At 63.2% G+C, this 16,381-nt stretch carries 14 protein-coding genes; 8 read left to right on the forward strand and 6 right to left on the reverse strand.

Annotated elements, in window-relative coordinates; genetic code table 11:
- Positions 1-3 precede the first annotated feature (3 nt).
- From fdhF to AC3WVQ_RS16850, 5 genes are all read right to left on the reverse strand, one after another.
- Positions 4-2,883 (reverse strand): formate dehydrogenase subunit alpha, encoded by a 2,880-nt coding sequence (gene fdhF / locus AC3WVQ_RS16830; RefSeq protein ID WP_034802427.1) that lies wholly within the window; start codon positions 2,881-2,883, stop codon positions 4-6.
- A 10-nt stretch (positions 2,884-2,893) separates the two neighbouring features.
- A complete protein-coding gene (locus AC3WVQ_RS16835) occupies positions 2,894-4,450 on the reverse strand; it encodes a formate dehydrogenase beta subunit (RefSeq protein WP_060521372.1) in 1,557 nt (518 codons plus the stop codon).
- Positions 4,447-4,926, reverse strand: a complete 480-nt coding sequence (locus tag AC3WVQ_RS16840) for a formate dehydrogenase subunit gamma (protein WP_060586415.1) — start codon at positions 4,924-4,926, stop codon at positions 4,447-4,449. The genes AC3WVQ_RS16835 and AC3WVQ_RS16840 overlap by 4 nt, the downstream gene beginning before the upstream one ends.
- 176 nt (positions 4,927-5,102) lie before the next feature.
- The gene (locus AC3WVQ_RS16845) at positions 5,103-5,999 is read right to left on the reverse strand and encodes a LysR family transcriptional regulator (protein WP_492382872.1); all 897 of its coding nucleotides are present in this window, start codon (positions 5,997-5,999) and stop codon (positions 5,103-5,105) included.
- 203 nt (positions 6,000-6,202) lie between these two features.
- Entirely contained in the window at positions 6,203-6,970 is a 768-nt protein-coding gene (locus AC3WVQ_RS16850) for an SDR family NAD(P)-dependent oxidoreductase (RefSeq protein ID WP_090295366.1), read from the reverse strand.
- A 172-nt stretch (positions 6,971-7,142) separates the two neighbouring features.
- On the opposite strand from AC3WVQ_RS16850, the gene AC3WVQ_RS16855 reads away from it, so the two are divergent.
- The 8 genes from AC3WVQ_RS16855 (at position 7,143) to AC3WVQ_RS16890 (ending at position 15,785) form a co-directional block, all read left to right on the forward strand.
- On the forward strand, positions 7,143-7,907 hold the full coding sequence (locus AC3WVQ_RS16855) for a DeoR/GlpR family DNA-binding transcription regulator (protein WP_043619091.1): 765 nt from the start codon (positions 7,143-7,145) through the stop codon (positions 7,905-7,907).
- 131 nt (positions 7,908-8,038) lie between these two features.
- Entirely contained in the window at positions 8,039-9,556 is a 1,518-nt protein-coding gene (glpD, locus tag AC3WVQ_RS16860) for a glycerol-3-phosphate dehydrogenase (protein WP_090295363.1), read from the forward strand.
- 130 nt (positions 9,557-9,686) lie between these two features.
- Complete coding sequence (locus AC3WVQ_RS16865; protein ID WP_090295360.1) at positions 9,687-10,757, forward strand: ABC transporter ATP-binding protein; 1,071 nt, start codon at positions 9,687-9,689, stop codon at positions 10,755-10,757.
- A 21-nt stretch (positions 10,758-10,778) separates the two neighbouring features.
- Positions 10,779-11,849 carry an ABC transporter ATP-binding protein gene (locus AC3WVQ_RS16870; protein WP_034802449.1) on the forward strand — a complete coding sequence of 357 codons (1,071 nt, stop codon included), beginning with the start codon at positions 10,779-10,781 and terminating at the stop codon, positions 11,847-11,849.
- A 2-nt stretch (positions 11,850-11,851) separates the two neighbouring features.
- Positions 11,852-12,718, forward strand: a complete 867-nt coding sequence (locus tag AC3WVQ_RS16875; RefSeq protein WP_034802451.1) for a carbohydrate ABC transporter permease — start codon at positions 11,852-11,854, stop codon at positions 12,716-12,718.
- 22 nt (positions 12,719-12,740) lie between these two features.
- Entirely contained in the window at positions 12,741-13,559 is an 819-nt protein-coding gene (locus AC3WVQ_RS16880; RefSeq protein WP_090295357.1) for a carbohydrate ABC transporter permease, read from the forward strand.
- Positions 13,559-13,981: a DUF2160 domain-containing protein gene (locus tag AC3WVQ_RS16885; RefSeq protein ID WP_034802456.1), complete on the forward strand. Its 423-nt coding sequence runs from the start codon at positions 13,559-13,561 to the stop codon at positions 13,979-13,981. Before AC3WVQ_RS16880 ends, AC3WVQ_RS16885 begins: the two co-directional genes overlap by 1 nt.
- A gap of 82 nt (positions 13,982-14,063) precedes the next feature.
- On the forward strand, positions 14,064-15,785 hold the full coding sequence (locus AC3WVQ_RS16890) for an ABC transporter substrate-binding protein (RefSeq protein ID WP_034802459.1): 1,722 nt from the start codon (positions 14,064-14,066) through the stop codon (positions 15,783-15,785).
- 116 nt (positions 15,786-15,901) lie between these two features.
- Here AC3WVQ_RS16890 and AC3WVQ_RS16895 read toward each other — a convergent pair whose 3' ends face one another.
- The gene (locus AC3WVQ_RS16895) at positions 15,902-16,357 is read right to left on the reverse strand and encodes a hypothetical protein (protein ID WP_143034210.1); all 456 of its coding nucleotides are present in this window, start codon (positions 16,355-16,357) and stop codon (positions 15,902-15,904) included.
- Positions 16,358-16,381: the final 24 nt, after the last annotated feature.

Raw genomic sequence — 16,381 nt, forward strand, 5'->3', positions numbered from 1 at the left:
GCATTATTCCGCCGCCTCCAGCTTACCGGAAATCCGGCGCGACTGGCGGGCCTGCTCGTCATAGTCGACCTGCCAGTCCGACGGGCCGTTCGACGGCATCACCTGCACCGCCGTCACCTTGTATTCCGGGCAGTTGGTGGCCCAGTCGGAGAAGTCGGTGGTGATGACGTTTGCCTGCGTCGTCGGGTGGTGGAAGGTGGTGTAGACGACGCCGGGCGCGACGCGATCGGTGATCAGCGAACGCAGGGTCGTCTCGCCGGCGCGGCTTGCGAGCCGGATCCAGTCGCCATCACGGATGCCGCGCTGCTCGGCGTCGTGCGGGTGGATCTCCAGCCGGTCTTCCGCATGCCAGACGACGTTGTCGGTGCGTCGCGTCTGGGCGCCGACATTGTACTGGCTAAGGATGCGGCCGGTCGTCAAAAGCAGCGGGAAGCGCGGGCCCGTGCGTTCATCCGTCGCCACATATTCGGTGCGGATGAACTTGCCTTTGCCACGCACGAAACCGTCGATATGCATGATCGGCGAACCCTCGGGATGCGCCTCGTTGCAGGGCCACTGCACCGAGCCCATCTTTTCGAGATAATCGTAGGAAACCAGCGCGAAGCTCGGCGTCGTCGCGGCGATCTCGTCCATGATCTCGGACGGATGGCGGTAGTTCCAGTTGAGGCCCATGGCCTGGGCGAGCTTCTGCGTGACCTCCCAGTCGGCATAACCGTTCTTCGGCGTCATCACCTTGCGCACGCGGTTAATGCGGCGCTCGGCATTGGTGAAGGTGCCGTCTTTTTCGAGGAAGGTCGAACCGGGCAGGAAGACGTGCGCGTAGTTGGCCGTTTCGTTCAGGAACAGGTCGTGCACGACGACGCATTCCATCGCGGCGAGGCCGGCTGCCACATGCTTGGTGTCCGGGTCGGACTGCAGGATGTCCTCGCCCTGGATGTAGAGCGCCTTGAAGGTGCCGTCGACCGCGGCATCGAGCATGTTGGGGATGCGCAGACCCGGCTCGTTGGAGATCTCGACGCCCCAGAGCTTCTCGAAGGTCTCGCGGGTGGCATCGTCGGAGATGTGACGGTAGCCCGGCAGCTCGTGCGGGAACGAACCCATGTCGCAGGAACCCTGCACGTTGTTCTGGCCGCGCAGCGGGTTCACGCCGACGCCCGGCCGACCGATATTGCCGGTGACCATGGCGAGGTTGGCGATCGCCATGACCGTCGTCGATCCCTGGCTGTGCTCGGTGACGCCGAGACCGTAATAGATCGCGCCGTTGCCGCCGGTGGCATAGAGCCTGGCCGCGCCCCGCACGAGATCGGCCGGCACGCCGGTATAGGCTTCGGTCGCCTCCGGGCTATGGTAGGGCTCGGCGACGAAGGCGGCCCAATCCTCGTACTCCGACCAGTCGCAGCGCTCGCGGATGAACTGTTCGTTGGCGAGGCCTTCGGTGACGATCACATGGGCGATCGACGTCAAGATCGCGACGTTGGTGCCGGGCTGGAGCGGCAGGTGATAGGCGGCCTCCACATGCGGCGAGCGCACGATGTCGGTGCGGCGCGGATCGATGACGATCAGCTTGGCGCCTTCGCGCAGCCGCTTCTTCAGTCGCGAGCCGAAGACCGGATGGCCGTCGGTCGGGTTGGCGCCGATGATGACGGCGACGTCGGTGAACTCGACACTGTCGAAGTTCTGCGTACCGGCCGAGGTCCCGAAGGCCTGGCCGAGGCCGTAGCCGGTCGGCGAATGGCAGACGCGGGCGCAGGTATCGACATTGTTGTTGCCGAAGCCGGCGCGCACCAGCTTCTGCACCAGATAGGTCTCTTCATTGGTGCAGCGCGACGAGGTGATGCCGCCGACGGAATCGCGGCCGTACTGATACTGGATCCGCCGGAACTCGGAGGCCACATGCGCGTAAGCCTCCTCCCAGGTGACCTCGCGCCAGGGATCGGAGATCTTCTCGCGGATCATCGGGTTGAGGATGCGGTCCTTGTGGTTGGAATAGCCGTAAGCGAAGCGGCCCTTGACGCAGGAATGGCCGCGATTGGCCTGGCCATCCTTCCACGGCACCATACGCACCAGTTCCTCGCCGCGCATTTCCGCCTTGAACGAGCAGCCGACGCCGCAATAGGCGCAGGTCGTCACTTCGGAATGTTCGGGCTGGCCGATCTCGATCACCGACTTTTCGATGAGCGTCGCCGTCGGGCAGGCCTGGACGCAGGCGCCGCAGGAGACGCATTCCGACGACATGAAGTCTTCCGCCATCCCGGCCGAAACGCGGCTGTCGAAACCGCGGCCGCCGATCGTCAGCGCGAAGGTGCCCTGCACTTCCTCGCAGGCGCGCACACAGCGCGAGCAGACGATGCATTTGGCCGGATCGTAGGTGAAATAGGGATTGGACTCGTCCTTCGGCATCCACTTGGCGTTGATCTCGCCATTGTTGCGCGCCGTGACGTGGTTCTCGCCCTCATAGCCGTAGCGCACGTCGCGCAGGCCGACTGCGCCGGCCATGTCCTGCAGCTCGCAATCGCCATTGGCAGCACAGGTCAGACAGTCGAGAGGGTGGTCGGAAATGTAGAGCTCCATCACCCCGCGGCGCACGTCCTTCAGCCGCGGCGTCTGGGTGGAGACCTCGATACCGGCTGCAACCGGCGTAGTGCAGGAGGCCGGCATGCCGGCGCGTCCCTTGATCTCGACGAGACAGAGCCGGCAGGAGCCGAAGGCATCCATCATGTCGGAAGCGCAGAGCTTCGGCACTTCTATGCCGGCATCCATCGCCGCGCGCATGATCGAAGTGCCCTCGGGCACGGTGACCTCGCGTCCGTCGATCGTCAGCGTCACCAGTTTTTCGGACTTGGAGGCCGGAGTGCCGTAGTCGATTTCATGAATGAGAGACATGGTCTTTTCCTCACTCCGCCGCTTGAACGCGCGGTGCCGGCTGAAAATCATCCGGGAAATGGGTCATGGCGCTCATGACCGGATAGGGCGTGAAGCCGCCAAGGGCGCAGAGCGAACCGAACTTCATCGTGTTGCAAAGATCGGCGAGCAGTTCGCGGTTCTTCTCCGGCTCGATGCCAGCGGCGATCCTGTCGGTCACCTCGACACCGCGCGTCGAACCGATGCGGCAGGGCGTGCACTTGCCGCAGCTTTCTACCGCGCAGAATTCCATCGCAAAGCGCGCCTGGTGCAGCATGTCGACGGTGTCGTCGAAGACGACGATGCCGGCATGGCCGATCAGACCGTCACGCGCGGCAAAGGCTTCGTAGTCGAACGGCGTATCGAACAGGGCACGGGGAAAATAGGCGCCGAGCGGACCGCCGACCTGCACGGCCTTGACCGGCCGGCCACTCGCCGTGCCGCCGCCGATGTGATCGATGATCTCGCCGAGCGCCAGGCCGAAGGCGGTTTCGTAGAGACCGGCATGCTTGACGTTGCCGGCGATCTGGATCGGGATCGTGCCGCGCGACCGGCCCATGCCGAAGTCGCGGTAATAGGCGGCGCCCTTGTCCATGATGATGGGGACGGAGGCGAGCGAGATCACGTTGTTGATCACGGTCGGACAGTCGAAGAGGCCCTTGTGCGCGGGAAGCGGCGGCTTGGCCCGCACGATGCCGCGTTTGCCTTCGAGGCTATTGAGCAGCGCCGTTTCCTCGCCGCAGACATAGGCACCTGCGCCCTCGCGCACTTCCATATCGAAGGCCCGACCGGAACCGAGCACCGAGGTGCCGAGCACGCCGGCCTTGCGGGCGATCTCGATCGCCTCAGCCATCGCCGCGATCGCATGCGGGTATTCGGAGCGGGTGTAAATGAAGCCCTTGGTCGCGCCGGTCGCGATGCCGGCGATCGCCATGCCCTCGATCAGCACGAAGGGATCGCCTTCCATGATCATCCGGTCGGCAAAGGTGCCGCTATCGCCCTCGTCGGCGTTGCAGACGATGTACTTCCGATCACCCGCCGCATCGAGAACGGTCTTCCACTTGATGCCGGTCGGAAAGCCTGCGCCGCCACGGCCGCGAAGGCCGCTTTCGGTCACCTGCGCGACAATGTCCTGCGGCGCCATGGCAATGGCATTGCGCAGACCGGCGAGTCCGCCATGGGCCTGGTAATCGTCGAGCGAAAGCGGATCGATGATACCGCAGCGGGCAAAGGTCAGCCGCGTCTGCTGCTTCAGGAAGGGGATCTCCTCGGTCTTCCCGAGACAGAGTGCATGATCGCCGCCGTCGAGCAGGGCGGCATCGAGCAGCGAGGAAACGTCACGTGCCTTGACCGGGCCATAGGCAACACGGCCGTCAGCCGTTTCCACCTCGATCAGCGGCTCCAGCCAATGCATGCCGCGCGAACCGTTGCGCACAATCGTGGCGTCGAGGCCGCGTGCGCCGATCGCCTCGGCCATTGCCTTGGCTACCTTGTCGGCGCCGAGCGCCACGGCCGCGGCGTCCCGCGGAATGTAGATCTTTGCGGTCATCGACGCGCCTCCTGAACGAGCGCTTCGAGATCGGCGGCATCGACCCGGGCATGCACTTCTCCGTCCAGCATGGCGGAGGGTGCGCAGGAACAGAGCCCGAGACAGTAGACCGGCTCCAGCGTCACCGCGCCATCCGGGGTCGTCTGGTGAAAATCGATGCCGAGCAGCCGCTTCGCGCGCTCGGCCAGCTGGTCGCCGCCCATCGACTGACAGGCTTCGGCGCGACAGAGCTTCAGCACGTGGCGCCCGGCGGGGTGCTCGCGGAAATCATGGTAGAAGCTCATCACCCCATAGACTTCGGCGCGCGAGAGGTTGAGTTCGCGGGCAATCACCGGAAGACATTCCTGCGGCACATAGCCGAACTCTTCCTGCAGCTCGTGCAGGATCGGCAGCAAGGGGCCTTCCAGCCGCTTCAGCTCCTCGACGATGGCGAGCGTGGTTTCCGCGATATCGGCGCGCGGCTGATGGATGTTCAACGGGAGCCCTCCCGGCTCGTGGGCGAGGCGGCAGCACCCGAAACGGACGACCGGCCCAGCCGACATTTCACTTCTGGCGAAGGCCGTTCCTCGGCGGTCTCCGGCCATGATCAAAAAGCTTCGCGCTTATGGCCGCATGGGTCAATAAGGCTGTTCCGTCGATCGATAGAAAAAATCTATTGAGCCTGATTCCGCTCGCCGAGAATGCGTGCTTCGTGAAGCAAGGCCCACACCAGCGGCGTAAACGGCTCACGATGCGTCGCAACCAGGCCGACCGTGTGACGGGCGTCCGGATCGACGATCGGGATCATCCGGATATCTTCGTGAAAACCGAATGATTTCGCGACGTTGAATGGCATGATGCTGGCCCAGCGGCCGGTGCGCACATGCGAAAAAAGCACGATCATCGAGTTCGATTCGAGCGTCGGTTTGGCGACGGCACCGGCCTCCGAAAAATGCTGGTTGATGATGCGGCGGTTCTGCATATCGGCCGTCAATAGACAAAGCCGAACGTCGCTAACCTCTTTCCACGTCACGCTTTCCCGCTCCGAAAGCGGTGTTCCGGCGGCGGTGACGAGGTGATAGCGCTCGACCTGGAGCGGAACGCTCGTCACCCGGCCGAGCGGCTCGTTCTCCAGATAGGTGAGCCCCGCATCGATCTCGAGATTTTCGAGCAGCGCCAGGATCTGCACCGATGTCGTCGAGAGCACGGAAAAGGTGACATCAGGGTGCTTTTCCTGGAACGGCGCGGTGATCATCGGCACCATGGCAAGTGTCGTCGGCACCGCGGCCAGCCGGATATGGCCGGAAAGACCCTTGCGCGCCGCCCGCATCTCCTCACGCATGGTGCGGGTATCGCCGACGATGCGCCGCGCCCATTCGAGTACGCGCTGGCCCTCGGGCGTCAGGCCCTGAAAGCGCGACCCGCGGCTGACGAGCATGACGCCGAGCTGATCCTCAAGCTGGCGGATGGCCGCCGACAGCGTCGGTTGCGTCACCCCACACTCCTCCGCCGCGCGACCAAAATGCCTTTCGCGGGCGAGAACGAGGAACATTTCCAGCTTGTCGATCATGTCCGGCCTTCAGTTGTTGTGGCTCTGCCCCTCACCCTAACCCTCTCCCGCTTGCGGGACGTGGCGCTTCGCGAGGTCGCCCCTTCATGATGCAGGCCCCGAATGGAATGGGGACGCGAGCGGGCGCCGCAGCCTTCCTTCTCCCCGCAAGCGAGGAGAAGGTGCCGGTAGGCGGATGAGGGGCAGCCGACTTCATCTACCGCTCAAACGATCAGCTGCCCGCCATTCACCTCCAGCACCTGCCCGGTGATGTAACCCGACAGCACATGCGAGGCGAGGAAGAGATAGGCGGGCGCGCAGTCTTCCGCCGTCCCGAGCCGACCAAGCGGAATGGTCTTGCGGGTCGCCTCCAGCTTCTCCGGCGATGAGTAGCGCTCGTGGAATTCGGTGGTGATCGTCCCCGGCGAAACGCAGTTGACCCGGATGCCCTCGGGCGCGAGTTCCCGCGCCAAGGCCTTGGAATAGGTGGAAACGAACGCCTTCGTCGCCGAATAGATCGACGACCCGGCGCTGCCGCCGGTAACCGCAGAGATCGAGACGGTGTTGACGATCGCCGGATGCGTACCCTTGCGCAACAGCGGCAGCATCGCCCGCGTCATCTCGACGACCGCGGTCTGGTTGAGCTGGACGACGGTCTGATACTGCTCGTCGGACAGCTCCGCCGCCGGGAAGCGGCCGACCATCGTGCCGGCATTGTTGATGAGGATATCGATGCTCTGGAAGCGGCTGCGCACCACGTCGGCCAGCCCCTCGACACCATCCGGCGCGAGAAAGTCCGCCGTCGCCACATAGGCCCGGCCTTCCGTCGCCGCAGATTCGAGAAAATCGGGCAGGTCGCCGATCGACCGGCCGGCATGGACGAGTACATGCGCGCCACAATCCAGGAACTGCCGGGCAACCTCGAGCCCGATGCCGCGCCCGGCACCGGTGATCACGACGGTCATGCCCTTGAACAAGGCCGGATGAAACATGTCTTTCCCCTCTTCACTCCTAAGGCAGGGTCGCCTATCGCCGTAGCGAATGCAACGCGCGCCGACACCCTGGACCCGCTGCGAAAGCAATTTCGCCGCAAACGCCGATTCTGAAATTGCGCGGCTTTCGTTTTTGCATATTATGAAACAAAACGAAAATGGGGAGGATGGAATGTATTTGACCGGTCGGCAGGAGGAGATCCTGGAACTGGCAAAAAGCGAGGGCCGGGTACTGGTCGAGGAGCTGGCGCAGCGCTTTTCCGTCACGCCGCAAACCATCCGAAAGGACCTGAACGACCTCTGCGACGCCAAGATCCTGAACCGCATTCATGGCGGCGCGATCTTCCCGAGCGGCAAGGAAAACGTCAAATACGACGCCCGCCGCCAGATCGCGGCACTTGAGAAACAGGCGATCGGCAAGGCCGCCGCCGAACTCATCCCCGACAACGCGTCGCTGTTCATCAATATCGGCACCACCACCGAAGCTGTGGGCGAGGCCCTGCTCGACCACAAGGAACTGATGGTCATCACCAACAACATCAATGTCGCCAATCGCTTACGCGTTTTCCCCTCGATCGAGGTGGTGATCACCGGCGGCGTCGTGCGCGGCTCGGACGGCGGCATCGTCGGCGAGGCCGCCGTCGATTTCATCAAGCAGTTCAAGGTCGACTTCGCCGTCATCGGCGCCTCGGCGATCGACCATGACGGCGCGCTGCTGGATTTCGATTTTCGCGAAGTGAAAGTCGCCCAGGCGATCATCGCCAATGCGCGCCATGTCATTCTGGTTTCCGACTCGACCAAATTCGAAAGAACCGCGCCTGTTCGCATCGGCCATATATCGCAGGTCCAGACCTTCATCACCGACCGCTGCACGCTCGAAAACGTCAGGAAAATCTGTGTTGAACAGGACGTTCGCCTGATCGAAACCGACGCCTGAAACGGGAGATTTAGCCACCCCTAAAGATTCGGGGAGCATTCGTTTGACATTCGATATGTTTTCGTTTTAACTGATTTCACTTTCGCTGATGCATCAATTTGTGCATCGCGAAATGTGGAGGGGAAACAGCAGTGTCAGAGCAGGCAATCTACGACGTCTTCGTCATCGGCGGCGGCATCAACGGATGCGGCATCGCGCGCGACGCGGTCGGCCGTGGGTACTCGGTCGCCTTGGCCGAAATGAACGATTTCGCTTCCGGCACGTCCTCCGGCTCCACCAAGCTCATTCACGGCGGCCTGCGCTACCTCGAACATTACGAATTCCGCCTCGTGCGCGAAGCGCTGATGGAGCGCGAAGTGCTGTGGGCGATGGCGCCGCACGTCATCTGGCCGATGCGCTTCGTGCTGCCCTATCACAAGGGCGGCCTGCGCCCGGCCTGGCTCATCCGCCTCGGCCTCTTCCTTTACGACCATATCGGCGGCCGCAAGCTGCTGCCGGCAACGGCGACGCTGGACATGAACCGCGATCCCGCCGGCAAACCGCTGAAGCGCCTGTTCAACAAGGCCTTCGAATATTCCGACGGCTGGGTCAACGACGCCCGCCTCGTGGTCTTGAATGCCCGCGACGCTGCCGACCGCGGCGCCGTCATCATGGCCCGTACCCGCGTCGTCGCTGGACGTCGCGACGGTGGGCTCTGGGCCATCGAAACCGAGAACCAGGCAACCGGCGAACGCAAGACGCTCAAGGCCCGCATGCTCATCAATGCCGCCGGCCCCTGGGTCGACGCGGTTCTCTCGGGCGCGCTCGGCAAGAACGACGTGCACAATGTCCGCCTCGTTCAGGGCAGCCACATCGTCGTGAAGAAGAAGTTCGACGATCCGCGCGCCTATTTCTTCCAGAACCCGGATGGCCGCATCATGTTCGCCATCCCTTACGAAGAAGACTTCACGCTGATCGGTACCACCGACCGCGACTACACCGGTAATCCGGGCGAGGTGCGCATCAGCGACGCGGAGGTCGACTATCTCTGCCGGGCAGCAAGCGAGTATTTCCTTGAGCCGGTGGAAAAGGACGACATCGTCTGGACCTATTCGGCCGTTCGCCCGCTTTACGACGACGGCGCCAGCAAGGCGCAGGAAGCGACGCGCGACTACGTGCTGCGGGTCGAGGGTGACAAGGGTGCGGCACCGCTGCTCAACGTCTTCGGCGGCAAGCTCACGACCTATCGCCGCCTCGGCGAATCCGCGCTGGAAAAGATCGGCGAGGCGATCGGCGTCAAGGGTTCGAAATGGACCGCCGGCTCCAGGCTTCCGGGCGGCGATTTTCCCGCCCAGGGTTATGCCGACGAAGTCGCAAGACTGCGGAAGCAATATCCCTTCCTTGCGCCCCAGCATGCGCGTCGCCTCGTGCGCCTCTATGGCACGCGCGCCGCAGCACTTCTGGGTTCGGCGTCGAACGAGGCCGGTCTCGGCCACCATTTCGGCGCCGATCTCTACGAGGCCGAGGTCAAGTGGCTGATGACGCAGGAATGGGCGCGGCACGCCGAGGACGTGCTGTGGCGGCGCACGAAACTGGGATTGAAGCTGACGCCGGGCGAGGCGGCAGCGCTGGAGGAATACATGCGAGGCGCGGCCAACGCAGCCGCCTGACAACGCTCGCATTCAATGCATTTCCAACACGGGCGCGCGCGCCCGGAAATGCAGAAAACCGATGAGATAGAGCGTTTCCGCGCTGGGGTGGAAAACGCTCGGACTGCCGACAGGCTGGGTGGAGAATTCAATGCTTGAAATGAAGAAGATATCCAAGGTCGTAGGCGGGGAGACGCATATCTACCCGACCGACCTGGTGCTGGAGAGGGGGTCGCTGAACGTTCTGCTCGGCCCGACCCTTTCCGGCAAGACGTCGCTGATGCGGCTGATGGCCGGTCTCGACAAGCCCGCCTCCGGTTCGCTCCTTTTCGACGGCGCCGACGTCACCGGCCTGCCGGTGCAGAAGCGTTCGGTCGCCATGGTCTACCAGCAGTTCATCAACTATCCGGCGATGACCGTTTACGAAAATATCGCCTCACCGATGCGCATCAGCGGCGCCGACACCGCCACCATCGACCGCGAGGTGCGCAAGGCGGCCGATCTGCTGAAGCTGACGCCTTATCTCGACCGCACGCCCTTGAACCTCTCGGGTGGCCAGCAGCAGCGCACGGCACTTGCCCGCGCCATCGTCAAGAACGCCGATCTGGTGCTGCTCGACGAACCGCTCGCCAACCTCGACTACAAGCTGCGCGAGGAACTGCGCGAGGAACTGCCGAAGATCTTCGCCGCCTCCGGCGCCATCTTCGTCTATGCGACGACCGAGCCTTCAGAAGCGCTGCTGCTCGGCGGCAACACCGCAGCCCTCAGCCAGGGCCGCATCACCCAGTTCGACAAGACAATCGACGTCTATCGCCGCCCGGTCGACCTGATCACCGCCCGCACCTTCGCCGATCCGCCGCTGAACTGCATCGAGCTGGTCAAAGCGGGTTCGGCCTTCACGCTCGACGGCAAGTCTGTGCTCACCGTCCCGGCACATCTGGCTGGCATTGGCGAAGGTCCCTGCACCGTCGCCTTCCAGCCGCATCACCTGTCGTTTGACCGCCCGCAGGGCGGCGGCGATGCGCTGACGGTGAAGACGGCGATCTCCGAAATTGCCGGCTCCGAAAGCTTCATTCACGTCGGTTTTGCCAATGCGCGCTGGGTGATGCTGGCGCCGGGCATTCACGACATCGAACCCGACGCGACCCTCGAGGTCTTCGTCGATACCCGCCATCTCATGGCCTTCGGGCCGGACGGACGCGCCATCGGCGGCACGGCCTAAAGGAGGCGCTGGGAGGAAAACATGGCACGCATCAATCTCAACCATATCCGCCACGCCTATGGCGCCAAGCCGAAGTCGGAAAACGACTACGCGCTGAAGGAAGTGCACCACGAGTGGAACGACGGCGGCGCCTATGCGCTGCTCGGGCCCTCCGGCTGCGGCAAGACCACGCTGCTCAACATTATCTCTGGCCTGATCAACCCGTCCGAAGGCGAGATCCTCTTCGACGGCAAGGACGTGACGCATCTGTCGACCCAGGAACGCAACATCGCCCAGGTGTTCCAGTTCCCGGTCATCTACGACACGATGACGGTTTACGATAATCTGGCCTTCCCCTTGCGCAACCGGCATGTGCCGGAGGCCGAGGTCGACCGCCGCGTCAAGGAAACGATCGAGATGATCGGCCTTGGCGGCTGGGCGAAGAAGACGGCTCGGGGCCTCACCGCCGACCAGAAGCAGAAGATCTCGCTCGGCCGCGGCCTCGTGCGCAACGACGTCAGCGCGATCCTCTTCGACGAACCGCTGACGGTCATCGATCCGGAAATGAAGTGGGTGCTGCGCTCACAGATCAAGCGCCTGCACAAGCAGTTCGGCTTCACCATGGTCTACGTCACCCACGACCAGACCGAGGCGCTGACCTTCGCCGACAAGGTCGTCGTCATGTATGACGGCCAGATCGTGCAGATCGGCACGCCGGCGGAACTCTTCGAGCGCCCGCGCCACACCTTTGTCGGCTACTTCATCGGCTCGCCGGGCATGAACGTGCTGCCGGTCAAGCTCGACGGCGGCACCGCGACGATCGGCGGCGAGCAGTTGGGCCTCACCTTCCAGCCCAAGGTCAAGGCCGGCGCCAAGACCGAGCTCGGCATCCGCCCGGAATTCGTCTCGCTCGGTCGCGAAGGCATGCCGGTCGCGATCACCAAGGTCGAGGATATCGGCCGCCACAAGATCGTGCGCGCCCGTTTTGCCGACCAGCCGATCTCGATCATCGTCGACGAGGACGGCGAGATCCCCGCCGAGCCGCGCGTCACCTTCGACCCGAAAGCCATCAATATCTACGCCGATTCCTGGCGCGTCGGCGAGGAGGCCTGACCATGGAGAAAACCTGGAACAACAAGGCCTGGTTCATGGTGCTGCCGGTCCTCGTGCTGGTCGCCTTCTCGGCCGTCATCCCGCTGATGACCGTCGTCAACTATTCGGTCCAGGACACCTTCGGCAACAACCAGTTCTTCTGGGCCGGCACCGACTGGTACGTGCAGGTGCTGACGTCGGACCGCTTCTGGGACGCGCTCAGCCGCAACCTGATCTTCTCGGCGATCATCCTGGCAATCGAAATCCCGCTCGGCATCATCATCGCGCTCAACATGCCGAAGAAGGGTCTCGGCGTACCGGTCTGCCTGGTCCTGATGGCGCTGCCGCTCTTGATCCCGTGGAACGTCGTCGGCACCATCTGGCAGGTCTTCGGCCGCGTCGACATCGGCCTGCTCGGCCGCACGCTCGAAGCGATCGGCATCAACTACAATTACGTGCAGAACCCCGTTGCCGCCTGGGTCACGCTGATCGTCATGGACGTCTGGCACTGGACGAGCCTCGTCGTCCTGCTCTGCTATGCCGGTCTCGTCTCGATCCCCGACGCCTATTACCAGGCGGCCAAGATCGACGGCGCCTCGCGCTGGTCGGTGTTCCGCTACATCCAGCTGCCGAAGATGAAGCGCGTGCTTTTGATCGCCTTCCTGCTGCGGTTCATGGATAGTTTCATGATCTACACCGAGCCCTTCGTCGTCACCGGCGGCGGTCCCGGCAACTCGACAACCTTCCTGTCCATCGACCTCGTCAAGACGGCCATCGGCCAGTTCGACCTCGGTCCTGCGGCAGCGCTATCGATCATCTACTTCCTCATCATCCTGCTGCTCTCGTGGATCTTCTACACCGTGATGACCACGAGCGACGCGCAGGGCTGACAAAGGCGGGAGGAGAAACAAAATGCAAAAACAACTACTTACCGAACGCCTCTCCTGGCTGGTGCCGACGGTCTACATCGTCTTCCTGCTCCTGCCGATCTATTGGCTCGTCAACATGAGCTTCAAGGAAACGAGCGAGATCCTGAGCACCTTCTCGCTCTGGCCGGTCAATCCGACGCTCCGGAACTACCAGGTGATCTTCACCGATCCCTCCTGGTACAACGGCTACATCAACTCGATCATCTACGTCGTCATGAACACGGTGATCTCGGTGACGGCAGCGCTGCCGGCGGCCTACGCCTTCTCGCGCTACCGCTTCCTCGGCGACAAGCACCTGTTCTTCTGGCTCTTGACCAACCGCATGGCGCCGCCGGCCGTCTTCGCGCTGCCCTTCTTCCAGCTCTATTCGGCCTTCGGCCTGATCGACACGCACATCGCGGTTGCCCTTGCGCACTGCCTGTTCAACGTGCCGCTCGCGGTCTGGATCCTGGAAGGCTTCATGTCGGGCGTGCCGAAGGAGATCGACGAGACCGCCTATATCGACGGTTACTCGTTCCCGCGCTTCTTCGTGAAGATCTTCATGCCGCTGATCGCCTCGGGCATCGGTGTCGCTGCGTTCTTCTGCTTCATGTTCTCCTGGGTCGAACTGCTGCTTGCCCGCACGCTGACGACCACGGACGCCAAGCCGATCGCCGCCACCATGACCCGCACGGTCTCCGCCTCCGGTCTCGACTGGGGCGTGCTGGCGGCCGCCGGCGTGCTCACCATCATTCCGGGCGCACTCGTGATCTATTTCGTTCGCAACTACATCGCCAAGGGCTTTGCCCTGGGGAGGGTATGATGACCGCTCAACCCGTTCGCAACGCTCGCTGGCAACTGCCGTTTGCCGCCGTTCTCGTCGTCTACGCCGCCGTTGCCGGGCTGCTCTTCAGCATGCTGCCCATCAAGGACGGCGCGCGCGACTGGTTCGCGCCGCTTATCCCCGGTGGCTGGATGGCCTGGTCGTTTCCGTCGGCCATGTTCTTCCTGACGATCTTCGCACTGCTGTCGATGATGGCGGTCTGGGAATATGCCTCGCCCGGTGGCAACCCGCGCGTCGGCATCCTGCGCTTCGAGACGACACGGGGCGATCGCCTCTTCGTGTCACTGCTCGGCAGCGCCTTCATTCACCTCGCATGGCTCGGCTTCGTCGGCGGGCAGAACCTGTGGTGGGCGCTCGCGCTCTCCCTGGTCTATGCCGTCGGCGTCTTCCGCTACGTCTGAGGCGAACCGATTTGAGGGGCCGCCAGACGGGCGGCCCCTCGAAAGATAAAGAACCGCATTCGCAAACCTAAGGGAGGGAATTATGCGACGGCATCTTTTGACTACGACGGCAGCTATGCTGCTGGCTTTCACCGGCAGCGCTTTTGCCGGCATGGACGAAGCCAAGAAATTCCTCGACAGCGAGATCGGCGACATGTCCTCGCTCGACCGCGCCGGCCAGGAAGCCGAAATGCAATGGTTCGTCGATGCGGCGAAGCCCTTTGCCGGCATGGAAATCAAGGTCGTTTCCGAAACGATCACCACCCATGAATACGAATCGAAGACCCTGGCCAAGGCCTTCTCCGACATCACCGGCATCAAGATCACCCACGACCTGATCGGCGAAGGCGACGTCGTCGAAAAGCTGCAGACGCAGATGCAGTCGGGCGAAAACGTCTATGACGCCTACATCAACGACTCGGATCTGATCGGTACCCATTGGCGCTACCAGCAGGCCCGCAGCCTGACCGACTTCATGGCCAATGAAGGCAAGGACGTCACCAACCCGAACCTCGACATCGACGACTTCATCGGCAAATCGTTCACGACAGCACCGGATGGCAAGCTCTACCAGCTTCCCGACCAGCAGTTCGCGAACCTCTACTGGTTCCGCTACGACTGGTTCAACGACGAGAAGAACAAGGCGGACTTCAAGGCGAAGTACGGCTACGACCTCGGCGTTCCGGTCAACTGGTCGGCCTATGAGGATATCGCCGAGTTCTTCACCGGTCGCGAAGTCGACGGCAAGAAAGTCTATGGCCACATGGACTACGGCAAGAAGGACCCGTCGCTCGGCTGGCGCTTCACCGACGCCTGGCTGTCGATGGCCGGCAACGGCGACAAGGGCATCCCGAACGGCAAGCCGGTCGACGAGTGGGGCATCAAGGTCGACGAAAACTCGCGCCCGGTCGGCTCCTGCGTTGCCCGCGGTGGCGACACCAACGGCCCGGCCGCTGTCTACTCCATCCAGAAGTATCTCGACTGGATGAAGGCCTACGCACCGGCAGCTGCGCAGGGCATGACCTTCTCGGAATCCGGCCCGGTTCCGTCGCAGGGCGAAGTCGCCCAGCAGATGTTCACCTACACGGCGTTCACCGCCGACTTCGTCAAGCCGGGCCTGCCCGTCGTCAACGAGGACGGCACGCCGAAGTGGCGTTTTGCTCCGAGCCCGCATGGCGTCTACTGGAAGGACGGCATGAAGCTCGGTTACCAGGACGCCGGTTCCTGGACGCTGCTGAAGTCCACGCCTGACGACCGCGCCAAGGCCGCCTGGCTCTATGCGCAGTTCGTGACCTCGAAGACCGTCGACGTGAAGAAGAGCCATGTCGGCCTCACCTTCATCCGCCAGTCGACGCTGGACCACAAGAGCTTCACGGACCGCGCTCCGAAGCTCGGCGGTCTGATCGAGTTCTACCGTTCGCCGGCCCGCCTGCAGTGGTCGCCGACCGGCACGAACGTTCCTGACTATCCGAAGCTGGCTCAGCTTTGGTGGCAGGCGATCGGCGATGCATCCTCGGGTGCCAAGACCGCTCAGGAAGCCATGGACTCGCTGTGCGCCGAGCAGGAGAAGGTTCTCTCCCGTCTCGAACGCTCGGGCGTTCAGGGCGACATCGGTCCGAAGCTCGCCGAAGAGCACGATCTCGAGTACTGGAACAAGGATGCCGTTTCCAAGGGCAACCTCGCTCCGCAGCTGAAGATCGAGAACGAGAAGGAAAAGCCGCAGACCGTCAACTACGACGATCTGGTCAAGAGCTGGCAGAAGTAAGAAACCAACGGCCGCCTGCAAAACGGGCGGCCCTCATCTCCTCGGGAGATGCGGCACCGGGGTCGGCAACGGCCCCGGTATTTCTTTGCCCATAGGCGTGAAAGGACCTGTCGCGCCTACATGTGGGCAAGCCGCAGGCGTCCGGATTTCTCGGATCGTCGCTTGTCGAAGATGGCCCTGACCGCCTGCGTCGAGCCATCATCCATCCGCACGCTCATATCCATGTGGAGATGCTCATCGACGATCGTGATGCGGATGTCGAACGGCTTGCCGCGATAGCGGCCGGCGCCGTCCTCGTTCCAGCGCCCGATGCCCGCAGCGCTCGAACCGCCGCCGACGCGCCCGAGATGGGTCACCGCGAACCATCCATCCCTCCCCGTCACCTTCAGCACGGGGCCGTTCCGCCGGATCTCGACCGAGCAGCTCTCGAAGTCACCGGCGCCGGACGTGACCTGCTGCCATTGCCCCTGGAAGCTGACGCCGCTCGCCCCGGCGATCGCCGGCCAGAGAACGATCAGCAACACGAAAAGCGCACGGCAGGGAGACGAAAAGGCCAATCTGCAAGATTTCATCGACATGATCCCCAACGAACCGCG

It is taken from the genome of Ensifer sp. EB106-05-01-XG146, assembly GCF_058791875.1.

Bases quoted from the DNA above. Each gene is read 5' to 3' on its own strand.
- AC3WVQ_RS16845 (WP_492382872.1), bottom strand. From the start codon at position 5,999: ATGATCGACAAGCTGGAAATGTTCCTCGTTCTCGCCCGCGAAAGGCAT.
- AC3WVQ_RS16865 (WP_090295360.1), top strand. From the start codon at position 9,687: ATGCTTGAAATGAAGAAGATATCCAAGGTCGTAGGCGGGGAGACGCAT.
- AC3WVQ_RS16880 (WP_090295357.1), top strand. From the start codon at position 12,741: ATGCAAAAACAACTACTTACCGAACGCCTCTCCTGGCTGGTGCCGACG.
- AC3WVQ_RS16890 (WP_034802459.1), top strand. From the start codon at position 14,064: ATGCGACGGCATCTTTTGACTACGACGGCAGCTATGCTGCTGGCTTTC.
- AC3WVQ_RS16850 (WP_090295366.1), bottom strand. From the start codon at position 6,970: ATGTTTCATCCGGCCTTGTTCAAGGGCATGACCGTCGTGATCACCGGT.
- AC3WVQ_RS16875 (WP_034802451.1), top strand. From the start codon at position 11,852: ATGGAGAAAACCTGGAACAACAAGGCCTGGTTCATGGTGCTGCCGGTC.
- AC3WVQ_RS16885 (WP_034802456.1), top strand. From the start codon at position 13,559: ATGACCGCTCAACCCGTTCGCAACGCTCGCTGGCAACTGCCGTTTGCC.
- AC3WVQ_RS16895 (WP_143034210.1), bottom strand. From the start codon at position 16,357: ATGAAATCTTGCAGATTGGCCTTTTCGTCTCCCTGCCGTGCGCTTTTC.
- AC3WVQ_RS16855 (WP_043619091.1), top strand. From the start codon at position 7,143: ATGTATTTGACCGGTCGGCAGGAGGAGATCCTGGAACTGGCAAAAAGC.
- fdhF (WP_034802427.1), bottom strand. From the start codon at position 2,883: ATGTCTCTCATTCATGAAATCGACTACGGCACTCCGGCCTCCAAGTCC.
- AC3WVQ_RS16835 (WP_060521372.1), bottom strand. From the start codon at position 4,450: ATGACCGCAAAGATCTACATTCCGCGGGACGCCGCGGCCGTGGCGCTC.
- AC3WVQ_RS16870 (WP_034802449.1), top strand. From the start codon at position 10,779: ATGGCACGCATCAATCTCAACCATATCCGCCACGCCTATGGCGCCAAG.